Raw genomic sequence first — 20,741 nt, 5'->3', positions numbered from 1 at the left:
CAAAACCCGAAACCTCTTTACAGCTATTCCTGGTTTTGTTGATATTCATGATTATTTCAGCCAGCCATTAGCCCCCATCCATTCTTTCAACCTCTCAAACCAGTAATCGTGGGTAGTTGAATTGTACAAACCAAAACCATGGCCGCCGCCTGCGTAGATATGCATTTCTCCCCTTACCTTATTCTGTAACAATGCGTCGTAAAACAATAGCGTGTTTTGAACAGGAACAACATTATCGTCTTCAGCATGCACCAGGAAAGTTGGGGGTGTCGCGGCGGTAACTTGCTTTTCATTACTATAAAGGTCGATAAATTGTGGCGACGGTTTGTTACCGATCAGGTTATCGCGTGACCCTATATGCGCAAATGTGCCGAAGCTGATAACCGGGTATATCAATGCCATAAAATCAGGGCGGAGGCTGATATTACCATTGTGCTTTATTGCAGGCTTATCAAAATGTGTACCCAAGGTTGATGCCAGGTGCCCACCCGCAGAGAATCCGATCACACCTACCTTTGCCGGATCTATATTCCATAGCTTCGCATTTTTGCGAATCATACATAATGCCGACTGCGCATCCTGCAGCGGGCCAATGGTTTTGTCAACCATAATGCTGTCACTGGGTAGTCGGTATTTCAATACAAATGCAATTATTCCTATCTTATTAAAAGCACTTGCTATGGCCTCCCCCTCATGGCCCATAGCAACACCTGAATAACCGCCTCCTGGAATCACTAACACTGCTGTATGCATCGCGCCGTCCTTTATTAAATAAGGTGTAAGCGTGGGAATGGATACTTTGGCTATCCCACCCCATTCGTTAAGCTTTTCCCTATAAGTCGCGGGCGTAGGTTTCGAATTGGGAATACCACTGGGGTAAAGTGGCATAGGTTCCTGTGCAAATGAATGCGCAAGCCAACCACTAAATATTAATATCAGGGCAAACATTTTCATATTTTTTTCTAATTAGTTATCGGCTTTATAGCCTCTGTTTAACAATGCACGATGTGCCTTTATACGGAAGTATTTAATTTATATCTTCATCATGAGTTATGGGTTATCCAGTGCTTTTTTAATCAGCAAGTTCGATCCTAAAACCAGATACCTTCCAGTCAGGTAAGTTTACAGGCTTTTTGATCACCAGCATATCTGCTTCCTGGCGCCATTGTATCTTTTCCTTACTGCCCAAAAGCTTCACTGAGCGTATCTTTGTCTTGTTGATACCGGAGGTTCTCCCGAGCGACTTGATTCGAATATCTGAGGTGGGTGTGTCAAGTAAAAAAGCATACAATTTATTGCCATTACATGTGAATCGGATATCTTCTGCAGTGTATTTTAACCGGTATTCATTAAAATTATCGGATTTAACTTTTGCTGCCTTTTCGGGGCGCTCTCCAAATATTTTCCATGGGCGGGATCCATAAATACCCTCACCATTGGCCGCCGTCCACTTGCCTATCTCGTCAAGTGCATTTAACATATCAGGCTCCAGATCTCCTTCCGGTGTTTGCACAATATTTATTAGCAGGTTTCCATTTTTACTTACTATATCTACCAACATCCGTATAATATCGGTACCACTTTTGTAGGTTTGGCCGGTGCGGTAAAACCAATCGCCAATAGACGTATCAGTTTGCCATGGATACGGGCTGATGGAATCCTGAACGCCTCTTTCAAGATCTTGTACCCACATACCTTGCGAAGGTTGCTTGCAGTTATACACAGCAGTGAGCTGGCCATTGTTGTAGGCGATATTTCCGTTATAAAAATTGGCTAGCACGTTCCTGCCAACATCCCCAAAGGGGAACCCACCATCTGAATAAAGCAGGTCGGGGTGATAAGTATCTACCAGTTCTTTAATGGACTTATACCAGGTACGCTGCCATTCCGGATCCGTAGTATACCAGCCGCGGTCATCTGATTTTGCTTTCGGGTGGTATAAATCAGCATAACGGGGGTCATTAGCGTCATATGGACCCCCCTTATAAACGCCGGAGGTGTCAGCGCTATGTGCTGGTTGATACCAGGTAAAGCTTGCTCCCAAATGCTCCGACACACCAAATTTAAGGCCATTCTTCTTAGCTTCCTTTTGCCAAATGCCAACCACATCTTTATGGGGTCCCATTTGTACAGCATTCCAGCGGTGTAGTGAAGAGTTCCATAAAAAGAAATTATCATGATGGGTGCCCATGCTAACAAAGTATTTTGCGCCTGCCTTTTTATATAGCGCCATCAATTTCGCAGGGTCCCATTTTTCAGCCTTCCATAAAGGTATGATGTCCTTGTAACCAAACTTTGACGGGTGCCCGTAATGTGCAACATGATATTTATATTGTTCGCTGCCCTGGATGTACATATTCCGGGCATACCAATCACCCTGACGGGGTACAGCTTGCGGTCCCCAATGTGCCCAAATGCCAAACTTGGCATCTCTGAACCAAGCCGGATATTGGTATTGTTTAAAAGAAGTGTCCGAAGGCTTGTACGGGCCGTTGTTTATGGGCAGTTCCTGCCCATACAGCACCAAAGTGAACGTCGACAGGATCAGGTTGAGTGTAAAAATTCTTTTCAGTTTAGTCATCATTTTAGTTAGCTATTTATAGGTAATTGAAAATTCGCTGTTCCATAAACTCGGGTTTATAGGGTTCGAGCGAAAAACTTCTAACATTGTCTTTATCAAGTAATATACTTTTGGAGGAATGTTTAGGATTGATGATCTGGACCTTGCCAGTTAAAATTAAATAAAGTATATGGTTGTTATCTATATAAATCTTGCCATGCCCCCCTTCCGGTGCTTCAGGACCTTGTTCAAGTGAAAGCGTCCCGGTGAGATTATCGACTAAAAAGCTAAATAGCAGCAGAACAGGAATTGACATATATTTTATTCTGTTTATATTTATATCGATTTTAGCCTCGTATGGCTGGCATTCATTGTTATTTTTTTATATATTAATAATTGGTGTGTCCCCTGCCCGTTTCCGACGTATCAATATGCCAGTGCTTTAACCGTTAGAGTTGCATCAGATAAATCCGTCGAACTAACCGTAAGTTTAATATCACCAGTATTATGCGTGCTCCTGATAACGATCATCGCACTCCCGTGCCATACCTTACGTGAGTTGCCTGCATATGAGTCAACGTCTTTGATATCGGCATTGTCAACCCCAGCTATTGTACCCGGTCCGTCAATCTTAAAATGCAAACGATTGGTGGCGTTCGATTGAATTATGCCGTTTTTATCTGTTATTTCAATTCTCACATACGATAGATTCTGCCCATTAGCCAATATCTCTTTACGATCGGCAATAAGTTTGATTTTTGCCGCAATACCGGCAGTTTGGAGAATAAACGATTCCGTTTCTTTATCATTTTCAACACCAACTACCTTAAGGTTTCCAGGAGTATAAGGCACGGAGAAAGTAGCTTTAAATTCCTGTTCTTCGGTTGTCGGTTTTTCACCGAGAAGTTTGCCGTTGAGATAAAGTCTTACTTTGGAGTATTTTGAATATACTTCTACATCAATATTCCTCCCCTCAAAACCTGGCCATGTCCAGCTTTCCCAAGTCGGCCATACAGACCATCTGGTCTCTTTGATTTCCAATGGCTCCGGATTTGGTTCGCGAACAGCCATATATAGCATCTCCTTATCATTGTACAGCAAGCTTCGGTAATGTGATATAGGTTTTCTCCATCCGGTTAAATCTATATCACCGCAATAAGCAGCATGCCAGGGGAAAAAATCATTTTCCCAGTTTTCTCCGGGCACTTCGCCCGAATAATATGAGCGACCTATTCCTGATTCACCCAGATAATCAATTGCCGACCATACAAAATCACCGATAATGTAACTGTAATTCTGCACTAATTTCCAGTTAGCAAACGCATCCCGGGGGTAGGATTCGGTCTGAACAATAATGCGGGAAGGGATTCTTTTATGATCGGCCGGGGCACTTTGTAACTGATAATTATATCCGCAAACGTCATGAACAGCCATAAGCGGATCAAAAGACTCCCACTCATTACCCCAGGTAACGATAGCCGATGTAACCGGTCTTGTCGTGTCTATATTTTTAACCGCACCCGCAAGCATTTTGGCAGTGACCACTGCTTCGAGTGTTTTTCTTTCCGATACTTCATTGCCAATACTCCACATGAAAATTGATGGGTGATTCCTGTCACGCAGCACCATTGTTTCCAGATCACGTTTCCACCAACGGTCAAAATATATGGAATAATCGTACTTGTTTTTACCACCTCTCCAGCCATCAAAAGCCTCGTCGATAACCAATAAGCCTAACCTGTCACAAGCGTCTAAAAAAGCTTCGGACGGGGGATTATGGGAAGTTCTCACCGCATTAAACCCGGCGGCCTTTAACAACTCAACTTTCCGTTCTTCGGCCCGGTCAAAAGCCGCGGCACCCAGGCAACCATTGTCGTGATGCACGCATCCGCCGCTTAGCTTAACAGTTTTGCCGTTAAGCTGGAAACCATGCTCAGCGGTAAACTTTAAAGATCGGATACCAAAAGCGGTCTTTGTTTCGTCCATAATATCATTACCCTTTGATACTTGAATTTGAGCCCGGTATAAATGAGGATTTTCTGGTGCCCACAATAAGGGCTTTGCTACTTTTATAGTTTGTGTGATTTCCTTTGCCTGATGAGCCGGTAATTCTATCGTTTCGGAATTATTTCCGGCATCTTTCGCTGATCCGGACAATAACCGTGTCTTAATGGCGATCCTTTGCGAAAAGTCAGTTTCATTCTTTATCGTAGCTTTAACCTGAACAGAGGCCTGTTTTGAGGATACCTCCGGGGTTGAAACCGCAACTCCCCAATCGGCTATATGTATGGGATTATAAATCTTCATCCAAACATGGCGATAAATCCCTGAACCACTGTACCACCTGCTGTTTATTTGCCGCGAATTATCTACACGCACAGCTACCACATTTTCTTTGCTAAAATCCAGGTATGTTGAAAGATCATAACTGAATGAAGAATAACCATAAGGGCGAACACCAAGTGATTTCCCATTGATAAATACCTCGGAATTCATGTAGACACCCTCAAAATAAACGGAAATACTTTTGCCTTTCCACTCGCGGGGGGCTTTGAAGGTTTTTCTGTACCAGGCTATGCCCGCCGGAAAATAACCGCCAGCGCCACCCGTTGGGTTTTTAGGATTTATCTTTCCTTCAATACTCCAATCGTGCGGCAGATCAAGGTTACGCCAGCCGGTATCGCTGAAACCTCTGAACCTGGCCAGTGAATCATCGCCCAGCTTAAATTTCCAATTGTAATCAAACAATTGTTTCTGCTTAGTATCACTCCGAGTTTGTGCGAAACTTAACATATTGCCTGCTAAAAGCAAGAAGGCCATAGTTATTACTCTCATAATTGATGTATTTTAACCCGTTACTTAACCGCAATTTTTACCTTCTGAACAATATGACGGGATGAATTACCTAACTCCAGGATATACTCGCCGGCCTCCGCATTCCATGCTTTTTTTGATTCATCATAAAATGCAAGGTCGGCAACTTTTACCTGTATTTCCACCGTTCTTGCTTCGCCTGGTTTTAGAAATACTTTTTTAAAACCTTTAAGTTCTTTCTCAGGGCGCAATACCGAACAAACCGGGTCGCTTACATATAATTGCACAACTTCGGCGCCGTAACTGCTACCTATATTTTTGACGGTAAATTTTACACGGATCGTTTCATCTTTTTTATAGCTTGATTTGTCTGCAGAAAAATTGTTAAAGGAAAAATCAGTATAAGAAAGACCATAACCAAAGGGAAATTCCGGTTCTATGTTTTTTGTATCATACCAGCGATATCCAACCAGTATACCTTCTTTATAGTCGGCTGTCAGGCCCTTACCCGGATAGGTATCCATATTAAATGCAGGTGAATCATGTAACGAAACCGGAAAGGTAAATGGCAGCTTGCCCGACGGATTGATTATACCTTTTAATACATCAGCAAGTGCGTTACCAGCCTCTGATCCGTTAAACCATGACCAGACAACGGTATGATTTGATTTTTTAATTTCATTCAGATCGTACGGAGCGCCTGCCATAACAACAATAACGGTATTTGGATTAACGGCGCTCACCGCATTAACCAGGGCTTGCTCTCCAAAAGGCAGTTCCAGGCTTTTGCGATCATGGCCTTCACTCTCATATTCACGGTTTGAGCCGATACATAAAATAGCTACATCGCTGGCCTTTGCAAGCGCTATAGCATTATCAATCAGGTTCTGATCGGGCTGATCATAGCCACGGTTTTGCTCATCGGTTCTGCTTGCCAGGTAATTAGCCCTGTAACCCTGGGCAAAGCTAATACTGGCTGTTTTGCCGAATCTTGATTTGATGCCATCCAATGCAGTAACCTCATACCTGGCCTTTACACCTGCACCATAACCACCCAAAGCGAATGTACGTACCGCATTATCTCCGATAACAGCAATGCTTTTGATTACATTTTTCAAAGGCAATAAATGATTGTCGTTTTTTAGTAGAACGATAGATTCTGACGCAATATCATAAGCGATTTTCGCATGTTCTGGAGTGGCGATAGATCCTTTGGGATGCTGGGCACTCATGGAGGTGTGATACATGAGCCATAAGATCCGGCTCACTTTATCGTCAATCGTTTTTACCGAAACCTTACCCGCTTTAACTGCGGCAAGCAAAGGCTTGGCAAAGTACCATTGATCATATGGCCCGCTTGATCCCATTTCAATGTCCAACCCATTGTTTGCGGCTGCAACGGTATGATGTGTTCCGGCCCAGTCTGACATAACCACGCCTTTAAAACCCCATTCATTTTTCAGTACCTTGTTTAATAAAAAATCATTTTCGGAACACCAGTAACCATTCAACTTATTGTAGGCCGACATCACAATGTAAGCATTACCTTGCTCCACCGCCGCTTTAAATGCAGGGAGATAGATTTCGCGTAAAGCTCTTTCATCAACAATCGTATTTACACTGTCGCGGTTAAGTTCCTGGTTATTGGCGGCAAAATGTTTTATGCAGGCCGCTACGTGCTGGCTTTGGATTCCTTTTACAGATTGAACGGCCAGTTGGCTGTTCAGATACGGATCTTCAGAATAATACTCATAAGTACGGCCGCAAAGGGGCATCCTGCAAATATTAAACGCAGGTGCAAGCATCACATTCTTTTTACGGGCATTCGCTTCCTCGCCTATAACTACCCCGTATTGATGGGCCATAACCGGGTTCCAGGTGGCCGCTATCGCCGAACCATTGGGTAGGAACATGGCAGAATCGGTTGTCCAATTAGCCGAAGCCCAATCAAAACGTTTTATTTCTTCACGTACTCCTAATGGCCCGTCATCACATGTCAGTTCCGGGATACCTAAACGGGGTACGCCCGCCGAAGAAAATAAAGCATTGCCATGCAACATTTCTATTTTTTCTTCGAGTGTCATTTTTTTGATGATGCTGTTGATCTTCGCCTTAAGGGCTGCCTCACTTTTGTGCTGCGCAGAAACACTGCCAGCCAGAAAAAGCACCATAACACAGGCAATTGTATATTTCATAAGTATGATTTTAGATTTATTGATTAGCATTATTCAGCTGTAATCGCAACAGCCGATTCTTTTACCCCTGACGATGTTGCTTTTAAAAATGATAGATCTCAATAATGAATCCATAGGTGCAGGGCTCCGATGAGACCTGACTGATTCGACAGGTGCTTTCGCTGATAAAGCCATCGAAAAAATAGTGGAAATAAACTATAGTACTTCATTTTAACATAATATTAATTAAATGGGTAACAAAAAAATTGATTGTAACTGTTATGGGTTTATCGGGATAAAATTATGATGCGCCGCGCAATCGATTGTTTACAAATAGGGGCACAAATGTTAAACTCAATTATTAAACTTATTTTCAGTATTTTAAAATACAAAACATCAACTTCGGGCAAATCTGGAGGTAAAAGAATTCTGGAAAAGCAGGGTCTTTAAAGTATGAATAAGCCTTAGCATTTGTAAAACGTTATTTATTTTTATTACCGATATACGCGGACGGGAGGCAATTAAATTCGGCCTTAAAGGATCGTACAAAATACTTCTTGCTTTTAAAACCAACTTTATATGATATCCGTGATATGGTTAAGTGTGGATTCTCCAGCAATTGAGCCGCACGTTTTAAACGAATAGATCGGATGAGCTCTACCGGTGATTTTCCTGTTAATGCCAGGGCTCTTTTATAGAGTGTAACGCGGCTTACACATAACTCACTGCTCAGTTCCTCTACTGAGAAGTCGGCATTGTCAATGTTCTTCTCAATAAGTTGTACTGCCTTTTTGATAAACGCTTCATCAAACGAGTCGGTCCCCACATCCGTTGGCTTAACATCAAGCTGCTTTTGATAAGTTTTGCGCATATCCTCCTGTATAGCCAGTATGTTTTTCAGTTTCGACAAGAGGATCTCAAAATTGAAAGGCTTGGTCAGATAGTCATTGGCACCTGTCTCAAGCCCCTCCAATTGCTGCTCCTCCCCGGTTATCGCGGTAAGTAATACAACAGGTATATGTGATGTGCGTTTGTCATTCCGTATTTTTCGGCAAAGATCAATACCGCTCATTTCGGGCATGCTAATATCGGTAACTACGAGGTTAGGATGCAGGGCTAAGGCTTTTTGCCAGCCTTCCTTACCGTTGGAAGCCTCAATAATTTGAAAAGTTTCATTTAGATTGTCTTTCAAATAAAAACGAAAATCTTCGTTATCCTCAACTAATAAAACTGTGAGTTTTTTAGCCAAACCAGTTGCGGGTTGAATCCATCCTTCATTTCCGGCATTGGCAGGCTCCGGTATACCTCCCTTGTTAGAAGGTATTTGTTCTGCTACTTCTGTAGCTAAATCAACAGGCAACAAGATGGTAAAATAGGTGCCTTGCCCTGGTTCGCTCTCTACTGATATTTCGCCGTTATGCAGACTTACAAACTCCCTGGTGATTGACAAACCTATACCACTGCCCTGATTAACCATAGAGTCGGGTATATCATTCTGAAAAAAGCGTTCAAAGATCTTTTCCTGCTTATCCAATGGGATCCCAATACCTGTATCAATGATCTTGATCTCCAGCAAATGCTTCTCAGGCGCTTTTTCAAGTACTGTGAGTAAAACGCTTACATACCCGCCCTCGGGTGTAAATTTAAATGCATTGGAAAGCAGGTTAAATATGATTCGCTCTATCTTATCATGATCAAAATTGATCACCAGCTTTTCAACTTCCGAATCAAACATAAACCGGATTTGTTTTTTCTCTGCAATGTCAGAGAAAGAATACGCCATTTCTTTGATGAAACCGATAATGTCACCGCTCAGGGCATGCAGCCGGAGCTCCTGTACTTCCATTTTCCGGAAATCAAGCAACTGGTTTACCATATTCAATAAGCGTTTCGCGTTACGGTTCACCAGTTGCAATTGATACTTTTGTTCAGTGTCTTCTGTTTGCTTCAAAATTTTATCAACCGGGGCTATGATCAATGATAAGGGGGTTCTGAATTCATGGCTTACGTTGGTAAAAAACTTAATTTTCATCATATCAAGTTCATGCATACGCCGGGCCTCCTGGCGTTCGTGCTCGATCAACAGTTTGGCTTCTTGTTTTTCTTTTTCAACCGCAAATTGTCTCTTTATTTTTTTTATTCCCCGCCGGCGCATCAAAAAAAGAATGCCAATAATGAGCAATAAGTAAATAATATAAGCTAGTGTGGATTTCCAAAAAGGAGGCAGCACTTTAACTTTTAACGATATATAATCCGGATCCCATCTTCCCTCCTGACTTATCGCCCGCACTTTAAAAATATAATCGCCGCCGTCAAGATTGGTATAGGTCGCCTTGCGCGTAGTGTTATCCGCATCAAGCCAGTCCTTGTCAAAACCCTCCATCATATATTGATGCTTGACCTTATTGGGGTTGAAAAAGTTCAGCGCGGCAAATTCGATGGTAAAAACATTTTCGCTATGATTCAATGTCATTTCACGGGTTGCCGAAATTGCTTTTGATAATACCACATGTCCATTAAACTCTTCGTTAGCCACTATGCTTTTATTAAACAGTAGGAAATCGGTAAAAATCAATTTCGGCTTATTGACATTGGCATGTATACTTAGGGGGTCGAAAATATTAAAACCATGCCCCCCGCCAAAAATCAATTCCCCCTTACCGGTTTTGAGGGCTGCATACATATTGAACTCCCGGCCCTGTAGTCCATCCGTTTCGTCGAAATTTTCAAAGCTGAAAGAATAAGCAGTTTTATTAGTGCTCACCGTTATCCTACACAATCCGTTGGCTGTACTTAACCAGATTTTCCCCCGATTATCCTCCAATATATCAAGTACCGCATTGTCAGGTAAACCACTTCGCTTCGTTAACGATCTAATAATCCGGGTTTCCGGATTCAATATACTCAATCCTTCCCGAGTTGCTATCCAAATCAAACCACGACTGTCTTGGCTGATACCATTTATATTATTGCTAACTAAACTGGTTGTATCATTCTTATTTGTGCTACAATGAATAACCTTTCCTGTGTTTTTGATAAGTATATCTATGCCAGAATACCCTCCCACCCAAATATTTCCCTTCCTATCCTCAAAAATTGAGGACACGTAAGGACTCCTGATGTCAGTTTGCGAAAAGGGATGGTAAAACATTTCTTTCTTCCTGTCAAATATTTGAATCCCCGCGGCAAATGTTCCTATCCATAACTTATGCGAAGAATCTTCAAGAATGCTCCATACCCGGTTATCAGCAATGCTTCCGGCTATCTTATCATCATGTTTATAATGAATAAATTTTTTCCCGTCAAAACAATCCAGCCCGCCGAAATAGGTGCCTATCCATAATTTTTGATCATGGTCTATACATAAACTTACGATAATATCATTACTGAGGCTGTTGGGATTCCCCGCGTCGTATTTATATTGCTTAAAACTGCCCGTTTTACGATTAAAGTAAATCAGCCCCCCGCCATTTGTACCGACCCACAAATTGCCGTTTTTATCTTCAACAAATTTATTGACGTCTTCAAAAGGTAAACTTCCGGGATCCGAATCAAAGTGTCGGTAAAGCGGGAACCTGATTATATTTTTATGATAATAACTGACCCCCTGCTTAAACGTGCCGGCCCATATAATGCCTGTCTCATCTTTATAAAGATTCACACTGTTCTGACTAAGTGACTTGGCATCATCATCACGGTTCAATAAATAGCTGATCGTGAAAGCTTTTTTATCCAGAATATTTATGCCGCCATGATCTGTAGCTATCCATATCAGGTCATCATCAGCTTGAATAACATTAGTGATGATATTGGACTTAAGTTTGGCACCTACAGATTCTTTATCAATATGCCGAAAAACCCCGCTAGCAGGGCTATAATAATAGATACCTAAATCCGAGTTAGGGCTGTATAACCATAAATCGTTATTCTTATCAATGGTCAATGCGTAGTATCCGTCCTTGTTATTGATCGTCTTAGCGAAAATATCAGTTCGATAGGAAACCGTATTGCGCTTAACATCAAAGCGTTCGACGAAGCCATTCCGGTATATCAACCATATATTACCGGCCGCATCCTGGCTGATGTCTGCGATAAGACTTGAATATAAAGATGTACCGGAACGATGATCATACCGTGTGGTTGTCCTGCTTGATTCATTATACCGGTAAAGACCAGAGTCTGGACATACAAACCAAAAGTCGCTTTTCCCGCTGTGGGTTATTTTTGAAACGGCAGGATAAACCGGAAGTTTTAAAGTATTAGCCATTAACTCCATATCACTAGTAAACTGTTCCGTTTCGCGATCATAAAAACAATATCCGCTACGAGTTGATATCCATAGCTTTTTGCCCGGACCTTCAAAAATATTGGTTATAAAGTCGTCGAGAAGAGACCTTTTATCATGAGTATCGTGTTTAAATACTTTAAAGCTGTAGCCATCGTAGCGGTTAAGACCAGATGCAGTACCAAACCACATAAAACCTTCGGAATCTTTAAAAATGCAGTTAACCTGATTGTGTGATAAACCATTGCTTCTATTCAACTGCGAGAACTGATATTTACTATTTTGTGCAAAAACAGCAGGAATGGTCAATAGAAGGACAAAAAAGCTTAATGATACTTTATATCTCATAGATTTTGGACGATCGGGGTATTCATAATACTCAATTAAAAGAATAGGTTATCTGTAATTTACGGAAGATCTTTCAGATATGGATTCGTAAATATCAAATCCAGGATATATAATTTCAAACCATTGAATGATATGGAGATAATTGCATTGATCCCTATTCATAAAAAATTAAACCTACTATTAAAGTCGTTAAAGTACTGGTAAATAGCTTTGCTGGTAAAACAAATCTGTTATTATCACAAAGGGATGTCTTAAAATAAGACTGTCCCCTTGTGTGATAGTAATAATAAATATAGATGCTAATACCCAGGATTTTGCACAAGCTCGGGCGCATTTCTGTCAATCTCCGGTTGGGGAATGGGCCAGAAATCATAATTATCAGCATATTTTGTTTTTACCGACGGAAATAACGGATTTTGGACAAAGCCGTTGAGCTTCTGTGTTGCTATACCCCATCTTCTCAGGTCGAAGTAGCGGATTCCCTCCATGGCAAACTCCACACGCCGTTCGTGACGAATTTTTTCACGCAACTGCGCCTGTGACAAACCAGCGGGTAATGCCGGCATATTAACCCGTGCTCGTACCAAATTTATCGCACTGTAAACACTTGCATCGGGTCCTGCGGCTTCATTTTGAGCTTCCGCATACATCAGCAAAACATCAGCATAACGAAGTAAGACAAAGTCATTATCGCCTTTTGTTCCGTAGTCAGGATCAACCAATGCAGGATCAAGCCATTTTTTGACAGGATAATAACCCACAATCCATGAATCTTTCCCAGGAGTACCCACGGCATAAGATCCTGTAAATGGCCAGCCCTGGGCTTTTGTATCGCCAGGAAAAAACAGGGTCATCCGCATCCGCGGGTCCCTGTTATCATAGGGTTTTCCCTTTACATAAACGGCGGAGTTGATGGTGTCTTTACCATCCGCAGCTTCATATTCATTAACCAGGTCCTGCGTACCCAGTTCACCTTTCCAGCGCAGCAAAGAAACGCTGATGCCATTATCCTGATGAGAGAGGTTCGGCAGTTGGTATTTCACCGAAAACATGATCTCAGGGCTGTTGTTTTGAGCCGGTTTATAGAAGTTACCCGGGTAAGAATTACTCAAAGAGAATTTTGCACCGGTTATAATTTGATTGGCGAGGGTGGCGGCCTCTGTATACTTCTTCTCGAACAACAAAGCCCTAACTTTATATCCCTGCGCGGTACCCTTAACCGCATGCCCGCTGCTGTATGCAACATCCGGCAAACCGGCTATTGCCAGGTCCAGGTCGGCCTCAACCAACTTTAAAACATCGGCCCTGGTTGACTTGGCCATATGCTTCGTGTAATCAAGGGTATATGGATCTGCTGTGGTGATGATAACATTGCCGTACAAAACGGCAAGCCAATAATAATTAAAGGCCCGGAGAAAATACCCTTCGGCTTTGTACTGTTTTAATTTATCACCGGTAAGCACCCTATCTACATTAGCCAAGAAATAATTAATGGAAGCTATGGCCCTGTAATTATTAACATAGTATGATGATTGATAAAGATTATAGGTATCAAAAACACCAGCTGATAGCCCTGAAGATAGCGCACTTGTTCCACCGCTGTAGTTATATTGCCCATAAGAGTTATCACTAAAATTATCCCAGGCCACAACCTGGTACTGCGAAGTTGAATAGCTTCCTCCCTGAGCGTATAGAAAGTTGTAACATCCTGTCAAAGCAAGATCTGCATCGCTTTCAGTTTTCCAGAAATTCTGTGTAGATATTTTATCGGGCGGATTAAGGTTCAATGAACTTTTTTTACAGGATGCCAGCATGACTGATAACATGATCAGCATGACTATATACTTATTGTAAAGATTCATAATCGTAAGCGTTAATTGGTTTAAAGTTTAATGGATGCACCAAAGGTTATAGTCCTGTTCTGAGGGTAGGTTACATAGGTGCCATCTCCTACCCGTTCAGGATCCAATCCCGGATATTTACTAATGGTGAATACGTTGTCAGCAGCTACAAAAACGCGAAGGCCCTTAATTGAGATTTTGTTTAGTAAGGCTGTTGGAAAGGTATATCCAAGCTGAACACTCTTTAACCGGACAAAGGAAGCATCCTTCAGGAAGTAGGTTGAGGGATAATTCTGTACGGCAGCATAACCATCAGCAACGTATATTTTAGGCATGGTGTTAGAATGATTGGTCGGTGTCCACCGGTTCAGCCAGTCGGTGGTTGGTACCGAGCCTTGCCGGAAGGGTTCTATCCCCCAGCCGTTAACATAGGCCTTCTGCCCCTGCGAACCATAGATCTGTGCGCTAAAATCGAATCCCTTATAGCCGGCGCCCAAATTTGCTGAGTACTGATAAGATGGAAACTTTCCGCCAACATAGGTTCTGTCATTAGCATCAATTTTCCCATCGCCGTTAACATCCTTTATTTTTAAATCGCCGGGAGTGGGTGTAACCGGTTGTTTGGGGGAATTGTCAATCTCGGCCTGAGACTGGAATATACCGTCCCAAACATACATATAATAGGCATCAAGCTCATGCCCTTCTTCCCTGATGGTATGATCGCTAATGTCCTTTGATCCGTATTTTTCAAGCTTGTTTTTGTACGTTTGCAGGTTTAATCCTACGGTATAGGTAAAATCTTTACCAATCCTGTCATTGTACTGAACAGCAAATTCGAAGCCCTTATTCCTCAGGGCGCCATCATTTATGGTTGGCGCGTTCAGGCCGATGTAGTAAGGCACTTGTGAACCCCTTAAAATATCGAAGGTGTATTTATTGAAATAATCCGCAGAAATAACCAGCTTATCATTAAATACATTCATATCAAGACCAATGTCAACTACCCGTGTAGTTTCCCAGGTAAGGTTGGGGTCAACCAATGTGTTGGAAACAAAACCAGAAGTAACTGTGCTGCCAAAAGCATAATTAGCGCCCGATAATGTGGACTGATAGGGATATGTTCCGATATTCTGATTACCTAATTGCCCCCAGGAACCGCGGATCTTCAAATCATTTAACCAGGAAATATCTTTCAGGAAATTTTCTTTTGAAATTCTCCATCCGCCCGAAAATGAGTAAAAGGTTCCATAACGGGTATCAGATGGCAATCTGGATGTTCCGTCATATCTGATACTGGCGCTGAGTAAATATTTGTCTTCGTAATCGTAATTGGCACTGCCATATAAAGAACTGATCGCCCACGCCGAAGATGTGCCACTGTTGGTCTGTCCGTCAGAAGGTCCCGCGTCAAGTTCTCTCAAAAAATTTGTTACATATTGAGTCCTTGATGCATTGATGTTACTGGCAGTATTTTTCTCCTGCTGAAAGCCTGCAAATGCGGAAAAATTGTGAGCTCCGATACTCTTTTTATAGGTCAGCTGGCTGTAGTAAACGGTATATAAATTATCCGAATTACCTACATTAAGACCTGGAACTCCGTCATCAAGGTTTCCGGCCGGGCTCATATCACTATAATAATACGTAGGTATGATTGGCCTGAAATCATTGAATTTGTAAGTTCCGTAATTAAATCCGGTTTTATTTTCCCATCGCAGCCCCTTGAAAAGGTCAATATCCAGTGACAAGTTACCTTGCAAATATTTGTCATCTCCTCTGGTACGAATATCCTCACCAACAATTGCCGCCGGATTTTTATTGCCCAGCTCATTGGAATAGGCTTTCTTGATCCATTTACCATCAACCTGAGCCGGATACAACGGAGATTGCGCCAGCGCTGAAAGGAATTGGTCGCCTGCTCCATTTTCAGGCGCGAGCTTTTTGCCATACCGCATCTGTATATCACTTCCAAAAGTTATCCTCTTATTAAGCTTTGAGCTTAAGCCGAGAGAAAGCGTATATTTTGAATAATCAAACCCTCTCATCACACCGGGCTGATTGGTAATACCAATACCTAGACTATAGGTTGTGCTATCTTTACCTCCGCTCATGTTCAAATAGTGATTTTGTGTATAGGCGGTACGGAAAATATCGTTAAGCCAGTTATGGTTAGGATATTTTACCCTGTCTGTGGCATTTTGATATAAATCGATCTGAGCCTGTGTATACAGTGGGGCCAATGAAGAATTGGTACGGGCTTCATTCGATAGTTGCATATACGTTGCGGAGTTGGTTACCACATCAGGTAGTTTTGTAGCAGTAGAAATGCCGAAATTGTAAGCGTATTGAATCGAAAGACTCCCGGCTTTACCTCTTTTGGTTTTTACAACAATTACACCATTTGCACCGCGTGACCCGTAGATGGCCGCAGAGGAAGCATCCTTTAATACCGAGATCGATTCAATATCATTCGCGTTCAATACATCCAGGCTCCCCGGAAGCCCGTCAACAATAACCAGAGGATTTGAACCCGCGCCACTAAAGGTGCCTGTCCCCCTGATGGTAAGCTGTACATTTTCGGCCCCCGGCTCGCCCGAGCCCTGAACAACCTGTAAACCGGGAAGCTTGCCTTGTAATAATGTTGTCGGCGAAGTGGCCACCCGTTTGTTCAGTTCGTCCCCCGAAACTGTTACGACAGCACTGGTCAACTTATGCTTACTTTGTGTGCTGTACCCTACAACGACTATCTCATTGATGCTTTTAGGCTCTGCTATTAACGTGACATTCAACTCGCTTGTATTTCCGACAACGACTTCTTTGTTGATATATCCGATATATCTGAATAACAGCACAGCTTTTTCATTGGGGACGCTCAGTCTGAACTTACCCTCTGTATCGGTGACCGTACCATTGCTGGTTCCTTTGATCAAAATACTAACGCCAATTAAGGGTTGCCCTCTTTCGTCAGTAACTTTTCCCGTTATAGTAACTGGAAAATTGTCATTTTTTGAAATTTTGGCCACTATATTGAGCCTTCCCTTGCTTTTTGCATACAATGTATCAGAAACACATAGTATAACAAACAGCAACCCGAATGTATACTTCATTAACTTATAAAGCACATTGTAGTTCCGTAAAATTTTATTCATAAATTGGTTTTTATAGAATGGTTTAACAATGGGAATCCCCCCGGGGGTATTCCAGGAATGAACAGGCGTGTTCACGACACATCCTGCTTTTTTTCAACTGCTGTTTTTATTTTTCCATAATATGGGGTTTAAGGGTTAAATCGGTTGTCTATCTAATTTGGTTTTTGGGTACCTTCACTTACCGTTATTTACAAAGGCGGTATTCGTAATCAAGTACAAAGTCTGTTAAACGACTCCAACATACCAGCACGCGTTTTGCATTAAATGGTATAATGGCAGGGACTTCTCCTATTTAATTGAGGTTCTTCTTTTCATAATATGTATCTATCGTTGCCCCTTCGGCTATTTTAAATGCTATCGATACTTCCATTGGCACAAACGGCAAATGCAAGGACACTTAATCAATTATTTTAAGAGAAGTGCTTCTTTATATTGGTTAAGTCAAACCTACATTAAAGCAGCTATCCAAAATTTGATTGAAATAGACTTTTTTTTGTAAAAAACCGACTTTAGTATATTTAAAACATTCATATACATTTATATATGTTCTGATAATTTGCATATTTGTAACCCAGATGATCAAAAGAAATCTACAGCATACTTTTTCACTCCTGAACGTCGACTACGTAAAGCTTGATTCGAAATGGAATTACAGGAATGTGATCAGCCCTTATTACCGGCTCTATTATATCGACGAGGGCGAGGGCGAAATATCAGGCGCAGACAGTTTACTCAAGCTTGAACCCGGTTATCTGTATATCATTCCGAGCTTCACCTTATGTAACCTAACTTGCAGTCGTTATCTGGGGCAATACTTTGTTCAGTTTTTCGAGGATTCGATCGACGGAAGTTCATTTTTCGCCAATAACAGGACTTTATTGAAAACAGAGGCCACGGAAATGGATGTTAACCTTTTTAACAGGCTGCTTCAAATTAATCCCGGCAGGGGAATTAATCGGTCTGATAACCCCAAAGTTTATGAGAAGGATATTTATTACAAAGAATATCAGGAACTTAACAACCAGCAAAACACTTCAGTATACCTGGAAACCCAGGGTATCCTGATGCTGTTAACCTCCAAATTCCTGAATCCTCAGCTATTCAAACATCCGGAGCGTAAACTTATCCCGCTAAAAATTGCGGAAACCTTAAATTATATTCTCGTCAATTTACACCTGGATCTTTCGGTGCAGCAACTCGCATCCCGCGTTAATCAAAATGCCGATCATTTTTCAAGGCAGTTTAAACAGCATACCGGAACCAGGCCCTTGAATTATATTAACGAAAAACGTATTGAGCGGGCACAGTATCTGATGGCAACGAGTAGAATATCTTATTCAGAAATTTGCATTCAAACGGGATTTGATAACCTCTCTTATTTTTCCAAAACCTTCAAAAAGCTGACTGGCATGTCTCCCAGCGAATATAAAAAACAGATGTACCTGGTTGGTTTTAATCATTAGCCAATGAGGTAATGGCAGAGGAAATATAACTGTTATTAAAGAATTTAAGATCAGTAGAGTCTGCGTAACCCCTGCAATGTTTTTATAAGCGCCGGAGCCATAAACGGTCAACGTACAATAGCTTGTGCAATCCATCCGTTTTATTTCAACGTTAACCAGCATTAAATAAAACAGTTACAATAAAAACCAAAACATAAATTTTTATTTAATAACCTGGATTCTTTTTGCCAATTCGCATTTCCCCGTAGGCAAAAAGTCGGTTTTTTACAAAAAAAAGTCCCATTAGGTCAATTATTTAAATTTTATTTCAAAGAAATTTGATTTATCAATTCTTGGTGGGAATACATCAATTGTTGATCAACCAATTACAGCTAAAGTGATTACAGCTAATTGACTTATCAAACCTTAATAAAATTTCGGATGGCAGGTCAGCATAGCTATTTATTACCAATCACCAAATCCAATTATGAAAAGAAGAACATTAATAAAAGGCATAGCCACAGGATTATCATCCTTATATCTGTCTAAGCTTTATGGAAGCAGCCTGTTAACCCCATACTCAAAGGCGCCTATTGCTTCCGGCCCTTTTAAACCCGATTGGGATTCATTGGCGCAATACCAGGTACCCGATTGGTTTCGCGATGCCAAGTTTGGCATGTGGGCACATTGGGGGCCGCAATGCCAGCCCGAACGCGGCGACTGGTATGCCCGTGGTATGTATCAGGAAGGCAGCGATCAGTATAAATATCATATTCAAAAATATGGGCATCCTTCAAAATTTGGATTCAAGGATGTGATCAACGATTGGAAAGCCGAGAATTGGGATCCCAATGAATTAGTTGGTTTATATAAACGTGCCGGTGCTAAATATTTTATGGCTCTGGCCAATCATCATGATAACTTCGATCTCTACGATAGCAAATATCAAAGCTGGAACTCCACCAAACTGGGACCCAAAAAAGACCTGGTTGGTGGTTGGGCCAAAGCTGCCAAACAACACGGCCTGCCTTTTGGCGTAACGGTACATGCATCTCACCCATGGACCTGGTACGAGGTTGCCCAGCGTGCAGATAAAACCGGACCTTATGCAGGTATTCCCTATGATGGTAAGCTCAGCAAAGCAGATGGCGCAGGTAAATGGTGGAACGGCTATGACCCTCAGGAATTGTATGCCCAAAACCATCCCTTGAGTAAGTATAGCTGGGATAACGATTCGGGCAAATTCTGGGATTGGGGCCCTGGAACCAGTATCCCTACCAAAGCCTATACCGATAAATTCCTGAACCGCACCATTGAGTTGATTGATAAATACGGCCCCGAACTGATTTATTTTGACGATACCGCATTACCCCTTTGGCCGGTAAGCGATGTAGGCCTAAAAATAGCTGCGCACATGTACAACACCAGTATTAAAAAACATGGTAAACTCCAGGCAGCACTGTTTGGCAAAGTATTGAATGAGCAACAGCGCAAATGTATGATATGGGATATAGAGCGCGGACAGAGCAACCAGATTGAGCCCTTGCCCTGGCAAACGGATACCTGTATTGGTGGTTGGCATTATGATCGCCGCATATTTGATAATAAACATTACAAAAGCACCAAAACGGTAGTACATACCTTAGTTGATATAGTAAGTAAAAACGGCAACTTGCTACTAAACATCCCGGTACGTGGCGATGGCACTATTGACAGTGAAGAACGTACGGTAGTTGAGGGTATAGGTGCTTGGATGCAGGTGAACAGCGAGGCCATTTACGGCACCAGGCCCTGGAAGGTATTTGGAGAAGGCCCGGCAACAGATTCAGCCGCGCCTATCAATGCACAAGGTTTTAATGAAGGCAAGGGCAAACCATTTGGCGCCCAGGATATCCGGTTCACTGCAAAAGGTAAAACCCTTTACGCTACCATGATGGGTTGGCCTGCAGGGAACGAAGCCCTTGTTAAAAAATTGGCCAAAGGTAATGAAGCAGGGAATGTGACCAGCGTAAGCCTGCTTGGAAACGATAAGTTGAACTTTGAGCAGACTGAAGCGGGCCTCAAAGTAAAACTGCCGGAACAAGCTCCCGGTAAAGATGCATTCGTTTTAAAAATAGAGGGAGCTATTTAA

10 protein-coding genes are annotated in these 20,741 nt (G+C 42.0%); 2 read left to right on the top strand and 8 right to left on the bottom strand.

From position 1 onward, the window contains the following. Positions 1 to 51: 51 nt before the first annotated feature. The 8 genes from ACTJKG_RS18790 to ACTJKG_RS18755 all read right to left on the bottom strand — a co-directional run bounded on the left by ACTJKG_RS18790 (position 52) and on the right by ACTJKG_RS18755 (position 17,168). Entirely contained in the window at positions 52 to 954 is a 903-nt protein-coding gene (locus tag ACTJKG_RS18790; protein ID WP_172337216.1) for an alpha/beta hydrolase, read from the bottom strand. Positions 955 to 1,072: 118 nt separating this feature from the next. Then, positions 1,073 to 2,584 (bottom strand): alpha-L-fucosidase, encoded by a 1,512-nt coding sequence (locus ACTJKG_RS18785; RefSeq protein ID WP_440740118.1) that lies wholly within the window; start codon positions 2,582 to 2,584, stop codon positions 1,073 to 1,075. A 13-nt stretch (positions 2,585 to 2,597) separates the two neighbouring features. Beyond that, positions 2,598 to 2,876: a hypothetical protein gene (locus tag ACTJKG_RS18780; protein WP_172337217.1), complete on the bottom strand. Its 279-nt coding sequence runs from the start codon at positions 2,874 to 2,876 to the stop codon at positions 2,598 to 2,600. Between the two features lie 110 nt (positions 2,877 to 2,986). Beyond that, positions 2,987 to 5,395 (bottom strand): glycoside hydrolase family 2 TIM barrel-domain containing protein, encoded by a 2,409-nt coding sequence (locus ACTJKG_RS18775; protein WP_440740117.1) that lies wholly within the window; start codon positions 5,393 to 5,395, stop codon positions 2,987 to 2,989. A gap of 20 nt (positions 5,396 to 5,415) precedes the next feature. After that, a complete protein-coding gene (locus ACTJKG_RS18770) occupies positions 5,416 to 7,569 on the bottom strand; it encodes a glycoside hydrolase family 3 C-terminal domain-containing protein (protein ID WP_253952289.1) in 2,154 nt (717 codons plus the stop codon). A gap of 460 nt (positions 7,570 to 8,029) precedes the next feature. Further along, the gene (locus tag ACTJKG_RS18765; protein ID WP_440740116.1) at positions 8,030 to 12,181 is read right to left on the bottom strand and encodes a hybrid sensor histidine kinase/response regulator transcription factor; all 4,152 of its coding nucleotides are present in this window, start codon (positions 12,179 to 12,181) and stop codon (positions 8,030 to 8,032) included. 299 nt (positions 12,182 to 12,480) lie between these two features. Then, the gene (locus ACTJKG_RS18760) at positions 12,481 to 14,043 is read right to left on the bottom strand and encodes a RagB/SusD family nutrient uptake outer membrane protein (RefSeq protein ID WP_172337221.1); all 1,563 of its coding nucleotides are present in this window, start codon (positions 14,041 to 14,043) and stop codon (positions 12,481 to 12,483) included. A 20-nt stretch (positions 14,044 to 14,063) separates the two neighbouring features. Further along, on the bottom strand, positions 14,064 to 17,168 hold the full coding sequence (locus ACTJKG_RS18755) for a SusC/RagA family TonB-linked outer membrane protein (RefSeq protein WP_440740115.1): 3,105 nt from the start codon (positions 17,166 to 17,168) through the stop codon (positions 14,064 to 14,066). A gap of 575 nt (positions 17,169 to 17,743) precedes the next feature. On the opposite strand from ACTJKG_RS18755, the gene ACTJKG_RS18750 reads away from it, so the two are divergent. After that, positions 17,744 to 18,631 (top strand): helix-turn-helix domain-containing protein, encoded by an 888-nt coding sequence (locus ACTJKG_RS18750; RefSeq protein ID WP_440740114.1) that lies wholly within the window; start codon positions 17,744 to 17,746, stop codon positions 18,629 to 18,631. A gap of 466 nt (positions 18,632 to 19,097) precedes the next feature. After that, a complete protein-coding gene (locus ACTJKG_RS18745) occupies positions 19,098 to 20,741 on the top strand; it encodes an alpha-L-fucosidase (RefSeq protein WP_440740113.1) in 1,644 nt (547 codons plus the stop codon).

It is taken from the genome of Mucilaginibacter sp. 22184 (assembly GCF_052045695.1).
Taxonomy (GTDB): Bacteria; Bacteroidota; Bacteroidia; order Sphingobacteriales; family Sphingobacteriaceae; genus Mucilaginibacter.
The sequence above is the reverse complement of the archived record's forward strand: the minus strand, read 5'-3'. Positions and strand labels throughout refer to the sequence as shown.

What these genes read in the sequence shown, in the direction of transcription:
- ACTJKG_RS18790 (WP_172337216.1), bottom strand. Translation starts at nt 954, where the DNA reads ATGAAAATGTTTGCCCTGATATTAATATTTAGTGGTTGGCTTGCGCAT.
- ACTJKG_RS18775 (WP_440740117.1), bottom strand. Translation starts at nt 5,395, where the DNA reads ATGAGAGTAATAACTATGGCCTTCTTGCTTTTAGCAGGCAATATGTTA.
- ACTJKG_RS18760 (WP_172337221.1), bottom strand. Translation starts at nt 14,043, where the DNA reads ATGAATCTTTACAATAAGTATATAGTCATGCTGATCATGTTATCAGTC.
- ACTJKG_RS18745 (WP_440740113.1), top strand. Translation starts at nt 19,098, where the DNA reads ATGAAAAGAAGAACATTAATAAAAGGCATAGCCACAGGATTATCATCC.
- ACTJKG_RS18750 (WP_440740114.1), top strand. Translation starts at nt 17,744, where the DNA reads ATGATCAAAAGAAATCTACAGCATACTTTTTCACTCCTGAACGTCGAC.
- ACTJKG_RS18785 (WP_440740118.1), bottom strand. Translation starts at nt 2,584, where the DNA reads ATGATGACTAAACTGAAAAGAATTTTTACACTCAACCTGATCCTGTCG.
- ACTJKG_RS18765 (WP_440740116.1), bottom strand. Translation starts at nt 12,181, where the DNA reads ATGAGATATAAAGTATCATTAAGCTTTTTTGTCCTTCTATTGACCATT.
- ACTJKG_RS18780 (WP_172337217.1), bottom strand. Translation starts at nt 2,876, where the DNA reads ATGTCAATTCCTGTTCTGCTGCTATTTAGCTTTTTAGTCGATAATCTC.
- ACTJKG_RS18770 (WP_253952289.1), bottom strand. Translation starts at nt 7,569, where the DNA reads ATGAAATATACAATTGCCTGTGTTATGGTGCTTTTTCTGGCTGGCAGT.
- ACTJKG_RS18755 (WP_440740115.1), bottom strand. Translation starts at nt 17,168, where the DNA reads ATGAATAAAATTTTACGGAACTACAATGTGCTTTATAAGTTAATGAAG.